The organism is Microcoleus sp. AS-A8, assembly GCA_039962225.1.
Classification (GTDB): Bacteria; Cyanobacteriota; Cyanobacteriia; order Cyanobacteriales; family Coleofasciculaceae; genus Allocoleopsis.
The window spans coordinates 44,099-59,417 of the sequence record JAMPKV010000033.1 but is presented as its reverse complement, the minus strand read 5'-3'; the positions used below and the strand labels follow the sequence as shown (position 1 = coordinate 59,417).

12 protein-coding genes are annotated in these 15,319 nt (G+C 46.7%); 3 read left to right on the top strand and 9 right to left on the bottom strand.

Annotation, left to right across the window (positions count from 1 at the left end):
• Nucleotides 1-292 precede the first annotated feature (292 nt).
• The 4 genes from NDI48_29195 to NDI48_29180 form a co-directional block, all read right to left on the bottom strand.
• Nucleotides 293-1,471: a GNAT family N-acetyltransferase gene (locus tag NDI48_29195; GenBank protein ID MEP0835241.1), complete on the bottom strand. Its 1,179-nt coding sequence runs from the start codon at nucleotides 1,469-1,471 to the stop codon at nucleotides 293-295.
• A gap of 35 nt (nucleotides 1,472-1,506) precedes the next feature.
• The gene (locus NDI48_29190) at nucleotides 1,507-1,647 is read right to left on the bottom strand and encodes a hypothetical protein (GenBank protein MEP0835240.1); all 141 of its coding nucleotides are present in this window, start codon (nucleotides 1,645-1,647) and stop codon (nucleotides 1,507-1,509) included.
• 34 nt (nucleotides 1,648-1,681) lie between these two features.
• Nucleotides 1,682-2,455: a nucleotidyltransferase domain-containing protein gene (locus tag NDI48_29185; protein MEP0835239.1), complete on the bottom strand. Its 774-nt coding sequence runs from the start codon at nucleotides 2,453-2,455 to the stop codon at nucleotides 1,682-1,684.
• A 208-nt stretch (nucleotides 2,456-2,663) separates the two neighbouring features.
• Complete coding sequence (locus tag NDI48_29180; GenBank protein MEP0835238.1) at nucleotides 2,664-3,995, bottom strand: cytochrome P450; 1,332 nt, start codon at nucleotides 3,993-3,995, stop codon at nucleotides 2,664-2,666.
• Between the two features lie 480 nt (nucleotides 3,996-4,475).
• Between NDI48_29180 and NDI48_29175 the strand changes: the two genes are divergently transcribed.
• Both NDI48_29175 and NDI48_29170 read left to right on the top strand, forming a co-directional pair.
• The gene (locus tag NDI48_29175; GenBank protein ID MEP0835237.1) at nucleotides 4,476-5,690 is read left to right on the top strand and encodes a transposase; all 1,215 of its coding nucleotides are present in this window, start codon (nucleotides 4,476-4,478) and stop codon (nucleotides 5,688-5,690) included.
• A gap of 44 nt (nucleotides 5,691-5,734) precedes the next feature.
• Complete coding sequence (locus NDI48_29170) at nucleotides 5,735-6,514, top strand: leucine-rich repeat domain-containing protein (protein MEP0835236.1); 780 nt, start codon at nucleotides 5,735-5,737, stop codon at nucleotides 6,512-6,514.
• A gap of 46 nt (nucleotides 6,515-6,560) precedes the next feature.
• On the opposite strand, the gene NDI48_29165 is transcribed toward NDI48_29170, so the two are convergent.
• From NDI48_29165 to NDI48_29150, 4 genes are all read right to left on the bottom strand, one after another.
• Nucleotides 6,561-7,058: a hypothetical protein gene (locus NDI48_29165; protein MEP0835235.1), complete on the bottom strand. Its 498-nt coding sequence runs from the start codon at nucleotides 7,056-7,058 to the stop codon at nucleotides 6,561-6,563.
• 226 nt (nucleotides 7,059-7,284) lie between these two features.
• Nucleotides 7,285-9,624, bottom strand: a complete 2,340-nt coding sequence (locus NDI48_29160) for a serine/threonine protein kinase (protein ID MEP0835234.1) — start codon at nucleotides 9,622-9,624, stop codon at nucleotides 7,285-7,287.
• A gap of 195 nt (nucleotides 9,625-9,819) precedes the next feature.
• Nucleotides 9,820-11,127: a S41 family peptidase gene (locus NDI48_29155; GenBank protein ID MEP0835233.1), complete on the bottom strand. Its 1,308-nt coding sequence runs from the start codon at nucleotides 11,125-11,127 to the stop codon at nucleotides 9,820-9,822.
• Nucleotides 11,128-11,273: 146 nt separating this feature from the next.
• Nucleotides 11,274-12,335 (bottom strand): aromatic ring-hydroxylating dioxygenase subunit alpha, encoded by a 1,062-nt coding sequence (locus tag NDI48_29150; protein ID MEP0835232.1) that lies wholly within the window; start codon nucleotides 12,333-12,335, stop codon nucleotides 11,274-11,276.
• A gap of 286 nt (nucleotides 12,336-12,621) precedes the next feature.
• On the opposite strand from NDI48_29150, the gene NDI48_29145 reads away from it, so the two are divergent.
• Nucleotides 12,622-13,173, top strand: coding sequence for a hypothetical protein (locus NDI48_29145; protein ID MEP0835231.1), 552 nt, complete (start codon nucleotides 12,622-12,624; stop codon nucleotides 13,171-13,173).
• Nucleotides 13,174-13,270: 97 nt separating this feature from the next.
• Here the strand turns inward: NDI48_29145 and NDI48_29140 are convergent, their stop codons facing one another.
• Nucleotides 13,271-15,313: an FAD-dependent oxidoreductase gene (locus NDI48_29140; protein MEP0835230.1), complete on the bottom strand. Its 2,043-nt coding sequence runs from the start codon at nucleotides 15,311-15,313 to the stop codon at nucleotides 13,271-13,273.
• Nucleotides 15,314-15,319: the final 6 nt, after the last annotated feature.

Here is a 15,319-nt window from a genome sequence, read left to right as displayed (position 1 = left end):
AGAACAGCTATGTCTTTTCGATTTTTTGATTGGTTGAACCTAAATCATGACGTATTTGCTGCTTATAAAGCCAGTTTAGGGTTTATTTGGGCTTAATTTTTGTCTAAGTCCCGCTAATCAGCTCTTTTTTCTTGTTCCCCCTTTAGCAAGGGGGGATCAAGAGTAGTAGCTACCCGAAGAGGAGTTGCCAACTGATGATCGCGATCGCCAATCTGCAAGATTAATCACGCCATAAAACCTGAGTGTGACGTAAGCGATCGCTCCCCTTATTCACGAACCGCCCAACAAACCTTCAAAAGAAATCTGGCATCCAAGGCGATACACCTGCAAACACTTGTGCAGCCCTATCGAGAGCTGTTTCGGTCGCTTCCAGTTGTCCGGTTAGCTGCAACTGATAAGGGGTAAACAAGCTGGTGTAAAGGGGCGCTAATTCCCGAATGTGGAGCTTGAGTTCTCCCGTTCCCCCCCTAGTGACCTCACCCTGCCCATGCGAAACTGACAAGATAAATCTGCCGTTATTCTCAGCAATTAAATCATCTTGCACCTCCAAGTGCAGTTCGGCTTGAAGTCCTGACGGATACCCCCGCTTTTCGAGTGCCTTAGCGACATCGACCACCCGCAGCAGCCAAGTTTGCATAGACTTGATTGTGGTAGATTGCTCCGGCAACAGCAGTCTCAAGACATCAATTGCAGCGCCACGCCACCGTACCTGGTCAATCTGAGAGCGATGATTGGCAACAAACGACCAAAAACTTTGTGCCGCATCAGGGGTGAGAGCAACCCAATCCCGGATGAACAGAAAATTTTTATCGTCTTTTTCGTGCTGGCTGAGGATTGCGTACCCTTGAGGGCGATCGCTTGTTCCGATCAGATAGGCGTATACTCCTTCATTTTCAGAGGGGCGGATGATTTGCTGCCAGATGAAGGGATGACGGTCTAAATTTCCATTGATGAGTTTTGCCTGCTTCTGATAGAGTTCATAAAACACTTCCAGATTGATCGGAACTACAGGTTGCAGCGGGAGTGGCTGTTCCCGAATCTGAATACTCGCGGTTGGAATTTCCCAACTGCATCGGTTACCGCCCTGTTCGTACCCTGCTTTGCGGTATAGGCGTTGAGTCGCTGGATAGAGAGCAGAAATCGGTATACCCTTAGCATGAATTTCATTGAGGGTGTGCTGCATCAGAGCGATCGCTGCGCCAGTCCCCCGATACTGGGGAGCAATGCCAACAGCAGCAATACCCATCATCGGTACACGTTGACCCCCATACCACTGAGCCATTGGAATCGTCGCCAGTCCACCCACGATTTGCTCAGATTGACGGATGAGACGGAGGTTTTCCATACCTACCTGGTTGATGTAGGCTTCACTGTTACCCGGTTTAGCGAGAAAACACTGGTCGAGGATAGACCCAAGTGGCTCAACGTCCTCGCTCTGGGTAAGGGTGCTGTATTGAAATTGAAGGGGCATATCATCCACCGCTGATTACACGATACTACACTAGGTTACAACATCAGCAAGGCGATCGCTTCATCCGACAGATTCACCTGACTGGGGGAAGGTGTTGAGGCTCTCCAGAAACACAAGGCAGAAGGCAGAAGGCATAGGGCATAGGGCAAAAGGAAAGAGGGAAGTGTTTCTTTCATTCATAAGGAACACGATTTCGTGCGTGGGAGGCTCCTACCCAGATTGCCAACTGATAACAACTGCTTCGACACGAGGCCAAGTTTCAGCAAACAGAACCTCTGCTTGTTGCTGTTTTGCAGCCAAATCGGCAAGATTCATCACGCAATAAAGCGACTCTACACGAGCGATAACCTCAGTTGGAAAATCTCGATAAAAATACTTGGTTCTAAAATCGTATCGTTCCGGTCGGTACACCATTCCCAGCAGTTCAACTAAGGGCTGAAGCGTGTAGCTGTGGTAGTTGGATATTGCTGATACCAAATATCCGCGATTTATCTCTTTTTTTACAATAACTTGGAAAAAAGCAAAGGTCTTTCTTAAAGTTGCCAATCGTTCTTGCATTTTTGAGAAATGTTCACTTCGATTTAAAGAAGGCTGCACTAAAAGATTGGCTTTATCAAATCCAATTACTAATTCTCCATGTCGCTCCACCTCTACAAAATGGTTAGGATGACTTTGCTGCAAAACAACAAAATCAATAAACAAAAAGGGACTTGCTTCTTCCAACTGATAAAAGCATTGAGAATGACCATGCCATGTAGGTTCAGGAACTCTCCACTTCAATCGAATCTTAGAGATTGTATTGAGAGATTCTTCAAGGATGTCGAAGGTCTCTTCAACGCGATCGTCTTCAACAATTACCTGAATGTCGATATCCGACCACTCATCGGTAGACCCGTGTGCTGCTGAACCTCCTTGCCATAAAGCTAAAACAAAATCTTTTGGCTCTAAGGTAGCAAGGATTGCTTCTATAATTTTTTGCCTCATTGTTGGGCTATCCACTCTTAAAGTTCAATGACTAAATCCACAATATGGTAAATAAATCAACTCAAAAAATACAAAATGCTGAAGTCTCTAGTTCCCCCCTTTTTAACCGGAGCGATCGGAGCCGAAGGTGACGATGAGGAGGGTTAGGGGGGATCGAGCCAAGACAGTTTTAGATTTAATTAGGTTGACCTACTTGGATGCGATCGCTCTACGATATCTTGTGAAACTTTACCTGTAACCCAGAACGTGGGTGCAGTGTCGGTATCGGGCTAAGAGTCAAATTCTGTCCTGGCAGTAACTCCCAGGTGTAATGACGCAGCAGATGCGCCGCAAAAATCTTCATTTCCATCTGGGCAAACGCAATTCCCAAACAAATGCGAGGGCCACCGCCAAACCCCACTAAGCTAAACTCTTGTTTTTTATGTTCCGCTCGTTCCGGACTAAAACGGTCTGGGTCAAATCGCTCTGGCTCGGTGTAGACTCGGCTATCTTTATGAGTGCTGTTAATCCGGTAGAGAGCCTGCCATCCCTTCGGCACATAGTAGCCATTAAATTCAAACTCCTGCACCACGCCGCGAAATCCACCAGCAATAGGAGGATACAGGCGCTCTACTTCCCGCAGCACCTGTTCTAGATAAGTCATTTGTTTCAACTGTTCTAAACTCAAGCCACCATTTGCCGCCAGTGCTTGCTGTTCGGCACGAGCACGCGCTAACACATTGGGGTGTTGCGCCAAAGCCATGCACATTAAGGTGAGCATGGATGTGGTCGTTTCATGACCTGCAAACAACATGAGTAGTGCTTGGACTTTAATTTCTTCCAAGCTCAAACCATTGCCTTCTTCGTCGCGACTCTGCACCAGCAATCCTAAGGCATCCTGTGCGGGTTCTTGCTGGCGTCTAATAATCGCTTGTTCAATGTGAGCCAAGAGTTGGTCTCGCGCTTTAAGTGCCTTACCGTAGGTAGTCCAACTCCAACGTAGCGGCACAGAAAATAAACCCGTCGTTAGTTCCGTAAACCATTGCGATAAACGCGCCGTGAGCGGCCCCGGTTCACTACCCATCAGCAAAGTGCTGGCAATATCAAACGTCATTTGTTTGAGTTCATCAAACCAGGTAAATGTACCCAGACTCTCCCATTTCTCCAGATAGTTTTGGACAATGCCTTCCATTGAAGTGAGGTAATTTGCTAAGGCTGGGCCGTGAAAAGCTGGCATCAACAGCTTGCGATTCCTGCGATGTTCCTCACCTTCTTGCAGAAACAACGACTCACCCAGCAGTTCTTTGAACGTATTAGGCCAACCTTCGCGCCAAGAAAACCGATGCATATCGCTGGATAAAATAAAGCGATTCGCTTCTGAACCGACCATAACGACAGTGGGACGCCCCAAAATCTGGGTCTTGAAAATCGGCCCATATTTTTGATGCCGCTTGTCAGCGAATTCTGGGTCGGATAGAAAGCTCAAGGTTTCGCCAATGAAGGGTAGACCGAAGCTACCTGGAGGCAAAGGACGGGAGGCAATAGCATCATTAGTAGCCATGAAACACAACTAAGCAATTACAGAAACGAATAACTACTTCTATCATTGTCAGAAACGCGGTTTTTCAGGGGAACTGAATTTTTCGATGTAAAGGCAATTCTTCTGAGAGAGGTGTGCGATAACCCTTATGGGATGCTGACGCTCTTAATGTGAATGTCACTGAAATAAGCCCTGAACTAAAGTACTCCTGCGGAGAACGCTGCGCGAACGGCGTCAGAGCTAAAACCCGTTAAAACGGGTTGAAAAGCTTATTCAGTAAGCTTTAGCTTACTTGAGCTTTGAGCCTGAAATTTATTTCAAGGCTCTTAACGTCAGTGCCATTTCTCTTAATATGGCGATCGCTATGCATCACGCTAACGCCTAAGAGGTACACTTGACCAAAAATAATGGGATTCAAGCTGCGTAACTATTGCTCCGCTGTCCTTCCAGGACGGCTTTTCTTCATGATATGATGTTGCCGTAGAAGTTGTTCTACGTCAAATGATTGTCCTAGAGTTCAAGGCTAAGGGAAAAACAACTCAATACAATGCGATAGATGAGGCGATAAGAACGGCTCAATTTGTCCGCAACAAGTGCATTCGTTTCTGGATGGACAACACAGGTGTAGGGCAGAAAGAGTTGTATCGCTACAACACGCTACTGAGAGCTGATTTTCCATTTGTAAACGCATTGAACTCCCATGCTTGCCAAGTTGCTGTTGAGTGGGCGTATACCTCAATTGCTCGGTTCTACGAGAATTGCAGGAAGTCCGTTCCCGGAAAGAAAGGGTACCCAAGATTCAAGAAGAATTGTAGAACAGTCGAGTACAAAACTTCTGGCTGGAAGCTTTCTGAGGATAGACGCTCAATCAATTTCATTGACAAGAAAGGTATTGGCAAGCTCAAACTAAAAGGGACATGGGACTTACACTTCTACCCATTAGACCAGATAAAACGGGTTAGGTTAGTACGTCGTGCTGATGGCTACTATGTTCAGTTTCTGGTGAGGATCGAAATTGAAAAAGTGGACATTGAGCCGACAGGTAGGATTGTTGGACTGGATGTAGGGTTGAAAGAGTTCTACACAGACTCCAATGGTCATACTGAACCTAACCCCAAGTTTTATCGAACTGGGGAGAAGCGGTTGAAGTTTCGACAACGCCGTGTTTCTCGTAAAAATATTGGCTCTGCCAACCGAAAAAAAGCCATTAACAGACTAGGGCGAGTACACCTCAAAATAAGTAGGCAACGTGAAGAACATGCCAAGAGAGTGGCACGTTGCGTAATCCAGTCTAACGATTTGGTAGCCTATGAAGATTTGAGGATTAAGAACTTAGTTAAAAATCACTGTCTTGCCAAGTCTATTAATGATGCTTCTTGGTATCAATTCAGAAAATGGCTAGAGTATTTCGGAGTTAAGCTCGGCAAGATAACTGTTGCAGTTAATCCTGCCTACACATCCCAAGAATGCTCTAACTGTGGCAGCGTAGTTAAAAAGTCTCTGTCCATGAGAACTCATGTTTGCCAATGTGGGTTCGTGCTAGATAGAGATTGGAATGCTGCTATTAATATCCTGAAATTAGCCTTGAGTACCACAGGGCATGTGGGAACTTGGGTCAAAGACCCGAACGCTTCGGGAGATTCGACCTCTACTCTGGCTGGAGCAATCCTGTTAGAGCAAGTTGGGTCTATGAACGAAGAATCCCCGCCCTTCTAGGGCGAGGAGTGTCAACCAGAGATTCTCATCGGTTGTGAGTGCTAGTGACAGACGAAGAACTGCTCGACGTTATTGAAAAAGCAGCCAAGGATAGGGTAACCTCCCTTAACCTGTCAGACAAGAAACTGACGACGCTGCCAAAAGAAATCGGTATTCTCACCCATCTAACAGCGCTAGACCTCTACAACAACCAATTGACGACACTGCCAACACAAATCGGTAATCTGACCCATCTGACCCAACTCTACCTTGGCAGTAATCAGCTGACGACCCTGCCAGCAGAAATCGGGAATCTCACCCATTTGACCCAACTCTACCTCGATAACAATCATCAATTAACAGCGCTGCCTAAGGAAATTCTTCAACTCACCCATCTGACACTGCTATCTCTCAGCAATCATCAATTAACAGCGCTGCCTAAGGAAATTCTTCAGCTTACCAATCTGACTGTGCTGTTTCTCAACAACAACCAACTCACGCTGCTGCCGCCCGAAATTGGGAATCTCGTCAATCTGAGAGTACTCAATCTCAACAGTAATCAACTGACAGTGCTGCCCAAAGAAATCGGAAATCTCACCCATCTGATACAGCTTTTCCTCAGCGACAATCAGCTAACGGTACTGCCAAAAGAAATCGGAAATTTCCCCCATCTGATACAGCTTCACCTCCGTAATAACCAACTGAAAGCGATCCCCAAAGAAGTCTCTAATCTCACCAACCTGACAGCGCTATCCCTCAGCGATAATCCACTGACTTCGCCACTTAAAGAGATTGTCCAGCAAGGAGCGCAGGCAATTTTGGCCTATCTTCGAGAGCAATTCTAGGATAGTCAACGGCAGTGGAACTCGCACATCAAGAACCCTATTAATCTTATATAATTTTGATCTTGGGGTCGATATGAAGTTTACTTTTTTTCCGGGCGGCTAGCCTTTCCCATCCACTGTAACCATAGCTGGCTTCTAGTTTTTCCTTGACCATATCTAAGGTAAAAAGAAATTTTTCCGCCTGCTCTTGACAATATTCAGCTTCATAGACGCGAATTCCATGAATTAATTTATTCCGCATCTTGGCTAAAGTACAAATTTGTTGCCATTCCTGATTGCCAATGACTTCAACCAGTGTTCTCTGATGGGGTTCATAAATTAACCATTGTTCTTTCAGCGCCGTCAATCCTCTCGCTAAACTCATTAATTGTTCAGCTGACTTACTGGTAAAACCAGCAGAGACAATGATTTGTCGTAGGGTACGCCTCAACATTTTTTCCGCAGTAAATACGGCTGTAACCAAGGCTTCAGAACAATATCCATCTCGGATTAATGATTTTATTCGTTTCTTGGCTTCGTCATACCCTAGAGTTACTGGATACATTTTGCTCGCTGGATAAACAGGTAGTTACATTGTTACCTGAACCCCTAAAAAAAGACCCCAGAAGGGTACACTGGGGTTCAGCAAGCTTATGCTTTTTCTCTGCCTATGAGCTATCTTGATCAAAATACCAGCATCCACACTCAACTCTTATCTCCTCAGAGATGGGCATTTGTGTGAAGGCAGATTGTATACACAAACACCATTTGTCCTTTTCGACCTCGCCCCGTTAAGGATAAACTTGCCAAATTTTGATGGATTGGTCAAGACTGCCACTGATGAGGGTCTTCCCATCGGGACTGAAGCTGAGAGAATCAACTACACTCAGGTGAGCCTGTAGAGTCCGCAGGAGTTTTCCCGTTTCTAGATTCCAAATCTTAATGGTTCCTGCCTTGGAATCCCAACTGCTACTGGCAAAGGTTTTCCCATCGGGACTGATTGCCACTTTATCAACCGGATTCGGTGGATTAAACGTATGTATCAGTTTTCCGGTATGCACATTCCAAGTGGCGATCGCTCCCTGTTCCCCCCTTGTGATACCACTCACCACCGTTTGACCATCGGGACTAATGCTAATGGAATCTAAAGCACCAATTTGTCCCTCTAAAGTGCGGATCAAGTCTCCAGTACGCCGATTCCATAGGGTGATACTTCCGTCAAACCCAGTACTAGCAAGCGTCTGTCCATCTTGACTAAAAACAAGAGCATCAACACCCGATGCTTGTGTATCCAGAGTACGTATCAGTTTTCCAGTTTGCAAGTCCCAAAGCTTGATGCTTTCATTCGCACTACTGGCGAGGGTTTGTCCATCGGGACTGATTGCCACAAACTTTCCATCCTCTGCGGATTTCGGGATGGTGCGGAGCAGTTTGCCGGTGCCCAGGTCCCAAAGCTGAATACTGCCTTGCTCTCCAGAGCTGCGCGATTGATCGGTACTATGATTAGTTGTGCTCGCAATCAGAATCTGGCTATCGGGACTGAGGGCAACTGACCAAACGGGGTACTGAGTATCCAAGGTGTAGCGCCGTTTTCCGGTCGGCAGATCCCAGACTGTAATTTTACTTTGCTGGTGGTCTTTGACCGCACGAGATGTTCCCGGTTCAGCCGAGGGAGAAACCTCCCACCAATCACTATCACTACCACTGACCAGGGTTTGACCATCTGGACTGATCGCTAGGGAAAGTACCGAGCCTGACTTAGAGATAGTATAGATGGGTTGAGCCATTTCTAAAAAGTCAGACCTGGGTGGCTCAGTGCCTGATAGGGTGTAGAGTGAATCTCCAGGAGAGAGCGTCGCCTCAGTCCAATGATTAGCTGCCAATCGAACCAAACTACTGGTTGCGAAAATCATCAACGTGACAAATCCCACTCTCAAAGCTGCTGCTTGCCGCAGGTTTCTCGGCGTCGTCGTAACCCATGAATCATGCTGATGAGCGACAGGCTGAATCGGAGCCTCTGATGCCACGTCAAACGGAAAAACGCACCGGGTTTGATCACAATAGTCCTCGAAAATGTCTGCATCCAACCAGGCTGGGGTTTGTAGGGGTGATGCCTTGGAAGCGTGAACCGCTTGCTCTGGAGTGGATTGAGGTTTCGAGGGGAAATGGGTTCTAGGAACACAAAAGGTTTGTTTGGCGCTTGGAGTCGGCACAAAGGTTAAGTCCTTGACGACTTCAGCGACTGATTGATAGCGTCGCTTGGTTGCACTTCGCAGTAATTTGTCCAAAACCCTCGCTAAAGGAGGACTCACCGGACTGAGCAAGAAATCTCGCCAAACCCAGGTATCCTCACTGCTATCAAATAAATCAAAGGGCGGAATCTGGGTGAGCAGATGAATGCAAGTGACGCCTAAGCTGTAGAGATCGCTAGCAAAAACCGCTTTACCTCTAATTTGTTCGGGAGCGGTATACTCCGCACTACCAATGGAAGTCCCTGTCTTCAATAAGGCGGTTCCTGTTGCGAATTTGGCGGCACCAAAATCGACCAGAACCAGTTGACTTTTTCGGCGATGAGTGAGTGTTACTCCCCGTTGGGTTCCCAGAGTTGGGGAAATGCGGCGAATGATATTGGCGGGTTTAATGTCTCGGTGGATGACCTGATGCTCATGGACAAATTTGAGGATGGGTAGCAAACTGGTGAGCAATTCCCGAATCTGGCTTTCGTTGAAAGCGCCTTCCTCTGCGAGTTCTTGAGCCAGATTTTGCCCCTCGATACATTCTTGTACTAAGTATTGCTGTCCTTTTTGTTCAAAATAAGCTAGCAGTGTGGGAATTTGGGGATGTTTGCCGAGTTCCTTTAATCGCTTAGCTTCCTGGCGAAATAATTCTGCGGCTTTCTGGGCATGATCCGTACCGGGTTGTTGGGGGAAAAACTGCTTAATCACACAGCGTGGTTTAGAGGGTTTACCTCCATCCACGGCCAGAAAGGTTCTGCCAAAGCCACCTTGACCAATCAGCTTTAGGGCTTGATAGCGCTTTTGGAGCAACAAGGTTGACCCGCAATTTCGGCATAACTGGATGCCATTGGGATTTTGGGGCTTCGAGCAGCTTGGATTCAGGCAATAGCTCATAACTGGCAAGCGATTAGCAGAATGAATCTATGGTAAGTCTTCCCCATAATTCCTCGGTTATGGGGCAGGATCAGCCTTGCGGCATAATTTATTAATTGCTTTTCTGCGATGAAAATACTTAGCGCCTGAAGTTTATATCAAATTCTGGGGCAAATCCAATAAGTCAAGCGATTCAATGGCTTCAAGATGAGGATGCTATTTCTTGATCAACGACGTGAGCCTCTCCACTGCCTTAGCATACTGAGGATCAGCCATTGTACCTGCTGAACGCGATCGAATCATGGCTTGTTGTTGAGCTGGTGTCAGATTAACCACGATATCGGGGGCAATTCCTGATTGGCCAATATCTCGTTCTTTCGGAGTCCGCCACTTCGCAATTGTTACAGCCAAACCTGATCCATCCTCAAGTCCTCGCACCGACTGGATCGAGTTATAGCCAACGGTTTTGGTACCCACTAAAATGGCTCGCTGATTATCCTGCAATGCCCCAGATAAAATTTCACTGCCGCTAGCTGTCCCCTCATTGACAAGAATAATAAGTGGCTTATCGGTGAGGGCGCGTCCGTTTGCTATCTCGCGGTCTAGCTCTCCCTGGCGGTTAAAGGTAGAGACAATAGTACCCTCTTGCAGCCACATCCGGGCTATCTCAATGATGGAGAATAATAATCCACCTGGATTGGTACGCAAATCTAAAATATAGCCACCAACCTTCTGCCCTTCTAAATCTTTAATCGCTGTTCGCATTTCCGCAGCCGCACCGGCACTGAACTGATTGAGACGAATGTAGCCAATTTTGCCCACTTGGGTTGTCTCGCTGCGGTAGCGCACTGGGCGCACTTCAACTTGCTCTCTGGCAATCCTAAACTCCTGCTCTTGTTGACCTCGCCGTACTGTTAGGGCGACGGTTGTTCCCGGTTTCCCCCTAAGGCGGTTGTAAGCGTCAACCGTACTCATTCCTTGAGTACTTGCACCATTAATTTTGACCAGTACATCCCCCGGTAAAATCCCCGCTTTGAAGGTTGAAGATTCTTCAATGGGAGTGATAACCACCAGTTTCTTGGTTGTTTGATCTTGAATCAACGGAAGTCCTACCCCGGCTGAACCGCTGGTGGTGTCAACTTGCAGCGCTTTGAACTCCTGAGGATCGTAGAACCGAGTAAAGGTGTCGCCTAACTGAGCGAGCATCTCCCGAATCGCTTTATAGGCTTCCTCTTTAGAGGCATAGGAACGATTTAGATACTGCTGGCGCACAGCTTTCCAGTCCTTGCCGTTGAAGGTAGTATCGATATACTGCCGCTCAACGATTTGCCAGACTTCATCCACCAGCTCTTTTGAACTCTCCGCTGCTCCCATAGCTGGACTTGGTTGGGACTGTGCCCAGCTTGGAGTTAGATAAGTGTCAAAGCCTGCGATCGCCACTGCTGTTAATGCGATCGCAGTTGTCCCCACTAAAAACTTGCGTTTCATCGCAGTTTTAGCCATTTGCTCTCTTGCCCCAGTCATCTTTCTTATATACTTATCACCCTTCTTTTGAACATTTGTGCAAGTTGTAGGATGCGAGCTTCGACAGCGTAACGCATCAAAGTTTTACAGGTTAGTGCGTTACGGCCGGAGCCTAACACACCCTACGTCTGTGATTCAATCGCCTCCTACCCCCCCTCCACCTGACTCCGAATCAACCGTTGCACACTCACTAACGCCCGATTCAACTCATACCCTTTCCGCTCAGAATGATTCAAATACGCCTGTTGTTCCTCCTCAATCATCAACACATCCTGACGCACCAATCCATCCAGTAACTTTTGTGCCGAACCAAACAAACTATCTTTCACAAACCGACGAAACCATACGGGTAACTTGTGCAAACGCCAGAAGGCATTTAACGAAGTAAAGTGAATCAAATAAGCACGAGTTTCTGTCTTACTCACCGGGCAAAATAAACAGTAAATCTTAAAATCCTTTCCTAAGGTAGAAACCCAATGGGGATACACATAACTCACATCCAAAGGTTCCGGATGGAGGCGTCGCAAGGCTGGGAAAAACAACTGAGAAATTGACCAAATTTTGTCTATTCTGTAATAACTTTGTGCCTGATAATGGGCATCCACCCGATTATCTTTTTCTTCGATATCTTCTAACACGGCATCCGTCCAAGCTTGCCAGTCCTGATGCAAATGCCCGTGATACATATCCATCAGGTTCTCAATTAGATAGGAATAGTGGGCTTTACATTCAATCACCGAAACAGTCGCAATGTAGTTGAGATGTTCCCATTCGGGTACACCCATTGGCTCTATGGAAGATGAGTGCAATGTCTCTACGTCGCCCGGAAACAGCCAGATAAAACCATCTTGTTCCTGAACGGGATAAGCGCGAATTTTACAGTTCGGTAGTTTCTGATTGGCGGCTAAATAGGGAACGGCAGCACACTCACCACTTGACTTAAATTGCCATCCGTGGTATTGACATTCTAATCGTTCGCCTATAACTCGACCATGACTGAGTTTAACTTGCCGATGAGGACAGCGGTCTTCTAGGGCATGGACTCCACCCATATCATCTCGATAAAGGACAATCGGCTGATTCCACAGAGTGACAGCGAAAGGCTGGGTGTTAACCTCACTGCTCTTGGCAACAACATACCAATGATTAGGGTTAATTCCCAACTGACGAATATCAAGGCGCTGGTTGGTGAGACAGGGAGATTGCATGATGTTAGCTTGCAGGCAAAATTAGCTGTGGATTCTCGCGGGTTAGAGACTGGAGTCTCTAACCCATCTTTCATGTTGAATCACGAGTTAATAATCATTAATTATAAGGAATGGAGGTCAAACCCCTCAGTAAGCAACCGTTGGAGAGGTTTGAACTCGCTGGAGGTTTAAGGCATTTAGTTATTATGTCTACAATTATGACAAGTATACTTTTTAGCAGATGTACTAAGATACAAGCAGGAAGTAATCCAGCTGATGAATAAACTAAATCTTAATCTAAAAGTTTATGAATAGTGAAAGCTCAAGTTCTAATCAAGATAACCCTTCTAATCTGGCTCCAATCAAAGAGTTGAACGAGAGAAAAATATGGGATATGGAGCAAGACATGGAACTCTTGCAAGAACATGTAAAAAGCTTGAAGCAAGAGTTGGCTGATGCGTATGAGTATACAAATAAATGCCTTCAGGAATTGGAGTTTGCAAAGCAAGAACTGGAATGGATGAATCAGGAAATCTCTAATCTGATTAACTCAAAGAAGCTCCCAATGGATGAGGCTAAGCTTTTGGCAAGCCGTATGCTCAAAGCAAAAAGATTTGTCGGAAGCAGAATTTATAAGTTTAAGGCTGAGTTTAGTAACATTAGGGCTGAGTCTCATCAGATGATCGCTCATTCTATTCAGCTTAGGGCTGAGTCTAAGCAGATTACAGTTCAGTCTTATAAAATTCAAGCTCGAGCTCGTGAGATTAGGGAGCATTCTTATGAAGTTAGGGTACAGTTGTGTAAAAAGCGAGTTTTCCAGGAACTGTTAAAATGCAAAATCGGTTCGCGATTGCCCTAAAGGGCAATCGCGAACAAAAGGAGTTTTAGTTGGCTCCATTGGGTAATGGCTAGTGGGGATAAGTTCCATCTATTCGCCATTAGCAACACAGTAGAAGCTAAATTTTCAAGATACCTTCCGGATTCACTGAAAACAGCGATCGCCTCTTTAACCCCTCTCGCTGCAAAATCTGATTCGCTGCCAGTAACCCACTACTAATCGCCCGTTCCATCAAGCCACAAGGAAACGGCATCTTCACCCAATCCCCGGCAAAAATCAGATTGGAAATATCGGTGGAAGTTTCGGGACGCTGGGCATAACTTCCGGGTGGATAGCCAGAGAAATTCTTCTGATTCACCAGTTCTCGATGTAGCATCGTCGCCTGTTTCAGAAAGGGGACAATTTCATAAAGTTCCTGTTCAAATGTCGTCAGCAAAGCTTGCTGATTCGGGAATTGTTTTTCTTTGTAGCAGTAAGCATGTAACTCCACCACACTGCCCCCCGTTTTCTCGTGCCAAGCGATAAATTGGTCTTGAATTCGGTGATACAGCGTGATGCTATCGGTGAGTTGATAGCCCGATAACGAAGTAAAATTACTGTGTTCCCAGTCAAAGTCGCGGTCAAACCAGAAACGGGCAACGGCAAATGGGTCTGCGATCGCTAATTTCTCCACCTGAGTTTGTACCTGTGGATTCACCTCACCTTCGCACCGCTTAAATAGCTGCTGGACTCCAGGTACATCGGTGGCAAACACATAATAATCAGCCTGAATTGTCTCTCCAGAGGTTTGTAGGGGCAATGCCTGTGTCGCCCCTACCAGTTGCACCTGATCTTCAGTGCGTTGAGTAATTTGGAAACGAGGTAAATCCCGTTGAGCCGGCCCTGCCAAGACTCGCCCCTCCTTGTCATAGAGTGCGCCGTGACAAGGACAAAGAAACTTCCCATCCGCTTGGTGCTGCACGGTACAGCCTTGGTGAGTACAGGTGAGAGAAATGGCTTCATCGCTTCCCGGTACGGCGGCAAAAACGGCATCCCCCGCCCCGTAATAGTCCAGCACTCCTGACTCTTTTTCGGGCGATGCATACGTCGCCCCTACGACTGACTCGGAGTTCCCCACGCTACGCTGAACCCAAAAGGGAACATCATTTTGCACACTTCCCTGCTGATAGCTGAGAGATTCAATTTGATTGCGTTGGCAGTTAATCCGGCTTACGCTTGCTTCTGTGACAATCTTGCCGCCCCGTTGCTGAATCGCTCGACGGATGGGTTGCACTAAACTCGTACCCATATCTTGCCTGGTGCCATTAAAAGCCAGTCCCTCTGGATTGCCAAAAAAGTAGAAGTGGAAAAACTGCATGAGTTCTCCCACACTCAAGACATCTGGGGCGTTCAGGCTAGATTTGGCAAAGGGTAAAAAGTATAAATCATAAAGTCCTTGGGGGAAATCGGGCTGAATCCATTGAGCCACAGATAGGGAATCCAGGCGCTCAAAACTCTCTGGAATCTGAAACCCTCCAATTTCCCGGAACACTTTCCAGTGTTGCAGTTTGGTGAGATTAATCCCCCAGCGTAGCCAATTGGGAGATGCGATCGCTAAATCTACCACATTCCAGGGAAACGCTGAATGGTTGGGTTTAAACACCTCTGGCTGGTATTTCCCATCGCGAAAAACCACCGCATAAGACTCTAACGAGACAAAATTATCACGAATTTTGAGTTCTTCAACCAGGCTGTTGAGGTTGTAATATTGCGGGAAAAAGCCATGAAACCCATGCTCCATCATGAAGGTTTCCTCCCCTACCTGGATCGGCCAACTGGCAATTTTTCCTCCCAATTGAGGCGACTTTTCCAACAGCGTGACACTAAATCCGCGTTGACTCAGTTCATAGGCACAAGCGAGTCCCGCGAGTCCTGCCCCCACCACAACCACTGTTTTGGGTTGGCTCAAATGGCGGGGTAAATCCAGGGTGTCTTGCTGAAAAACTGTAGGCTGAGGCTTCGAGAAACGAGAGTATCCCAGAACACTACCTACAGCACCAACACTGAGTAATTTGAGTGCCGTCCGTCGAGAGACTGAAGGAAAGTTCTGTGCGCTGTCTTCCTCGTGGTTAGGGGGAAGTGACGGGGGTGATGATAGAGGAGAATTGGATGATTGACTCATGCGATC

Coding starts and splice junctions, on each gene's coding strand:
- NDI48_29195 (MEP0835241.1), bottom strand. CDS start 1,471: ATGCCCCTTCAATTTCAATACAGCACCCTTACCCAGAGCGAGGACGTT.
- NDI48_29180 (MEP0835238.1), bottom strand. CDS start 3,995: ATGGCTACTAATGATGCTATTGCCTCCCGTCCTTTGCCTCCAGGTAGC.
- NDI48_29150 (MEP0835232.1), bottom strand. CDS start 12,335: ATGCAATCTCCCTGTCTCACCAACCAGCGCCTTGATATTCGTCAGTTG.
- NDI48_29185 (MEP0835239.1), bottom strand. CDS start 2,455: ATGAGGCAAAAAATTATAGAAGCAATCCTTGCTACCTTAGAGCCAAAA.
- NDI48_29165 (MEP0835235.1), bottom strand. CDS start 7,058: ATGTATCCAGTAACTCTAGGGTATGACGAAGCCAAGAAACGAATAAAA.
- NDI48_29175 (MEP0835237.1), top strand. CDS start 4,476: ATGATTGTCCTAGAGTTCAAGGCTAAGGGAAAAACAACTCAATACAAT.
- NDI48_29140 (MEP0835230.1), bottom strand. CDS start 15,313: ATGAGTCAATCATCCAATTCTCCTCTATCATCACCCCCGTCACTTCCC.
- NDI48_29145 (MEP0835231.1), top strand. CDS start 12,622: ATGAATAGTGAAAGCTCAAGTTCTAATCAAGATAACCCTTCTAATCTG.
- NDI48_29160 (MEP0835234.1), bottom strand. CDS start 9,624: ATGAGCTATTGCCTGAATCCAAGCTGCTCGAAGCCCCAAAATCCCAAT.
- NDI48_29190 (MEP0835240.1), bottom strand. CDS start 1,647: ATGAAAGAAACACTTCCCTCTTTCCTTTTGCCCTATGCCCTATGCCTT.
- NDI48_29155 (MEP0835233.1), bottom strand. CDS start 11,127: ATGACTGGGGCAAGAGAGCAAATGGCTAAAACTGCGATGAAACGCAAG.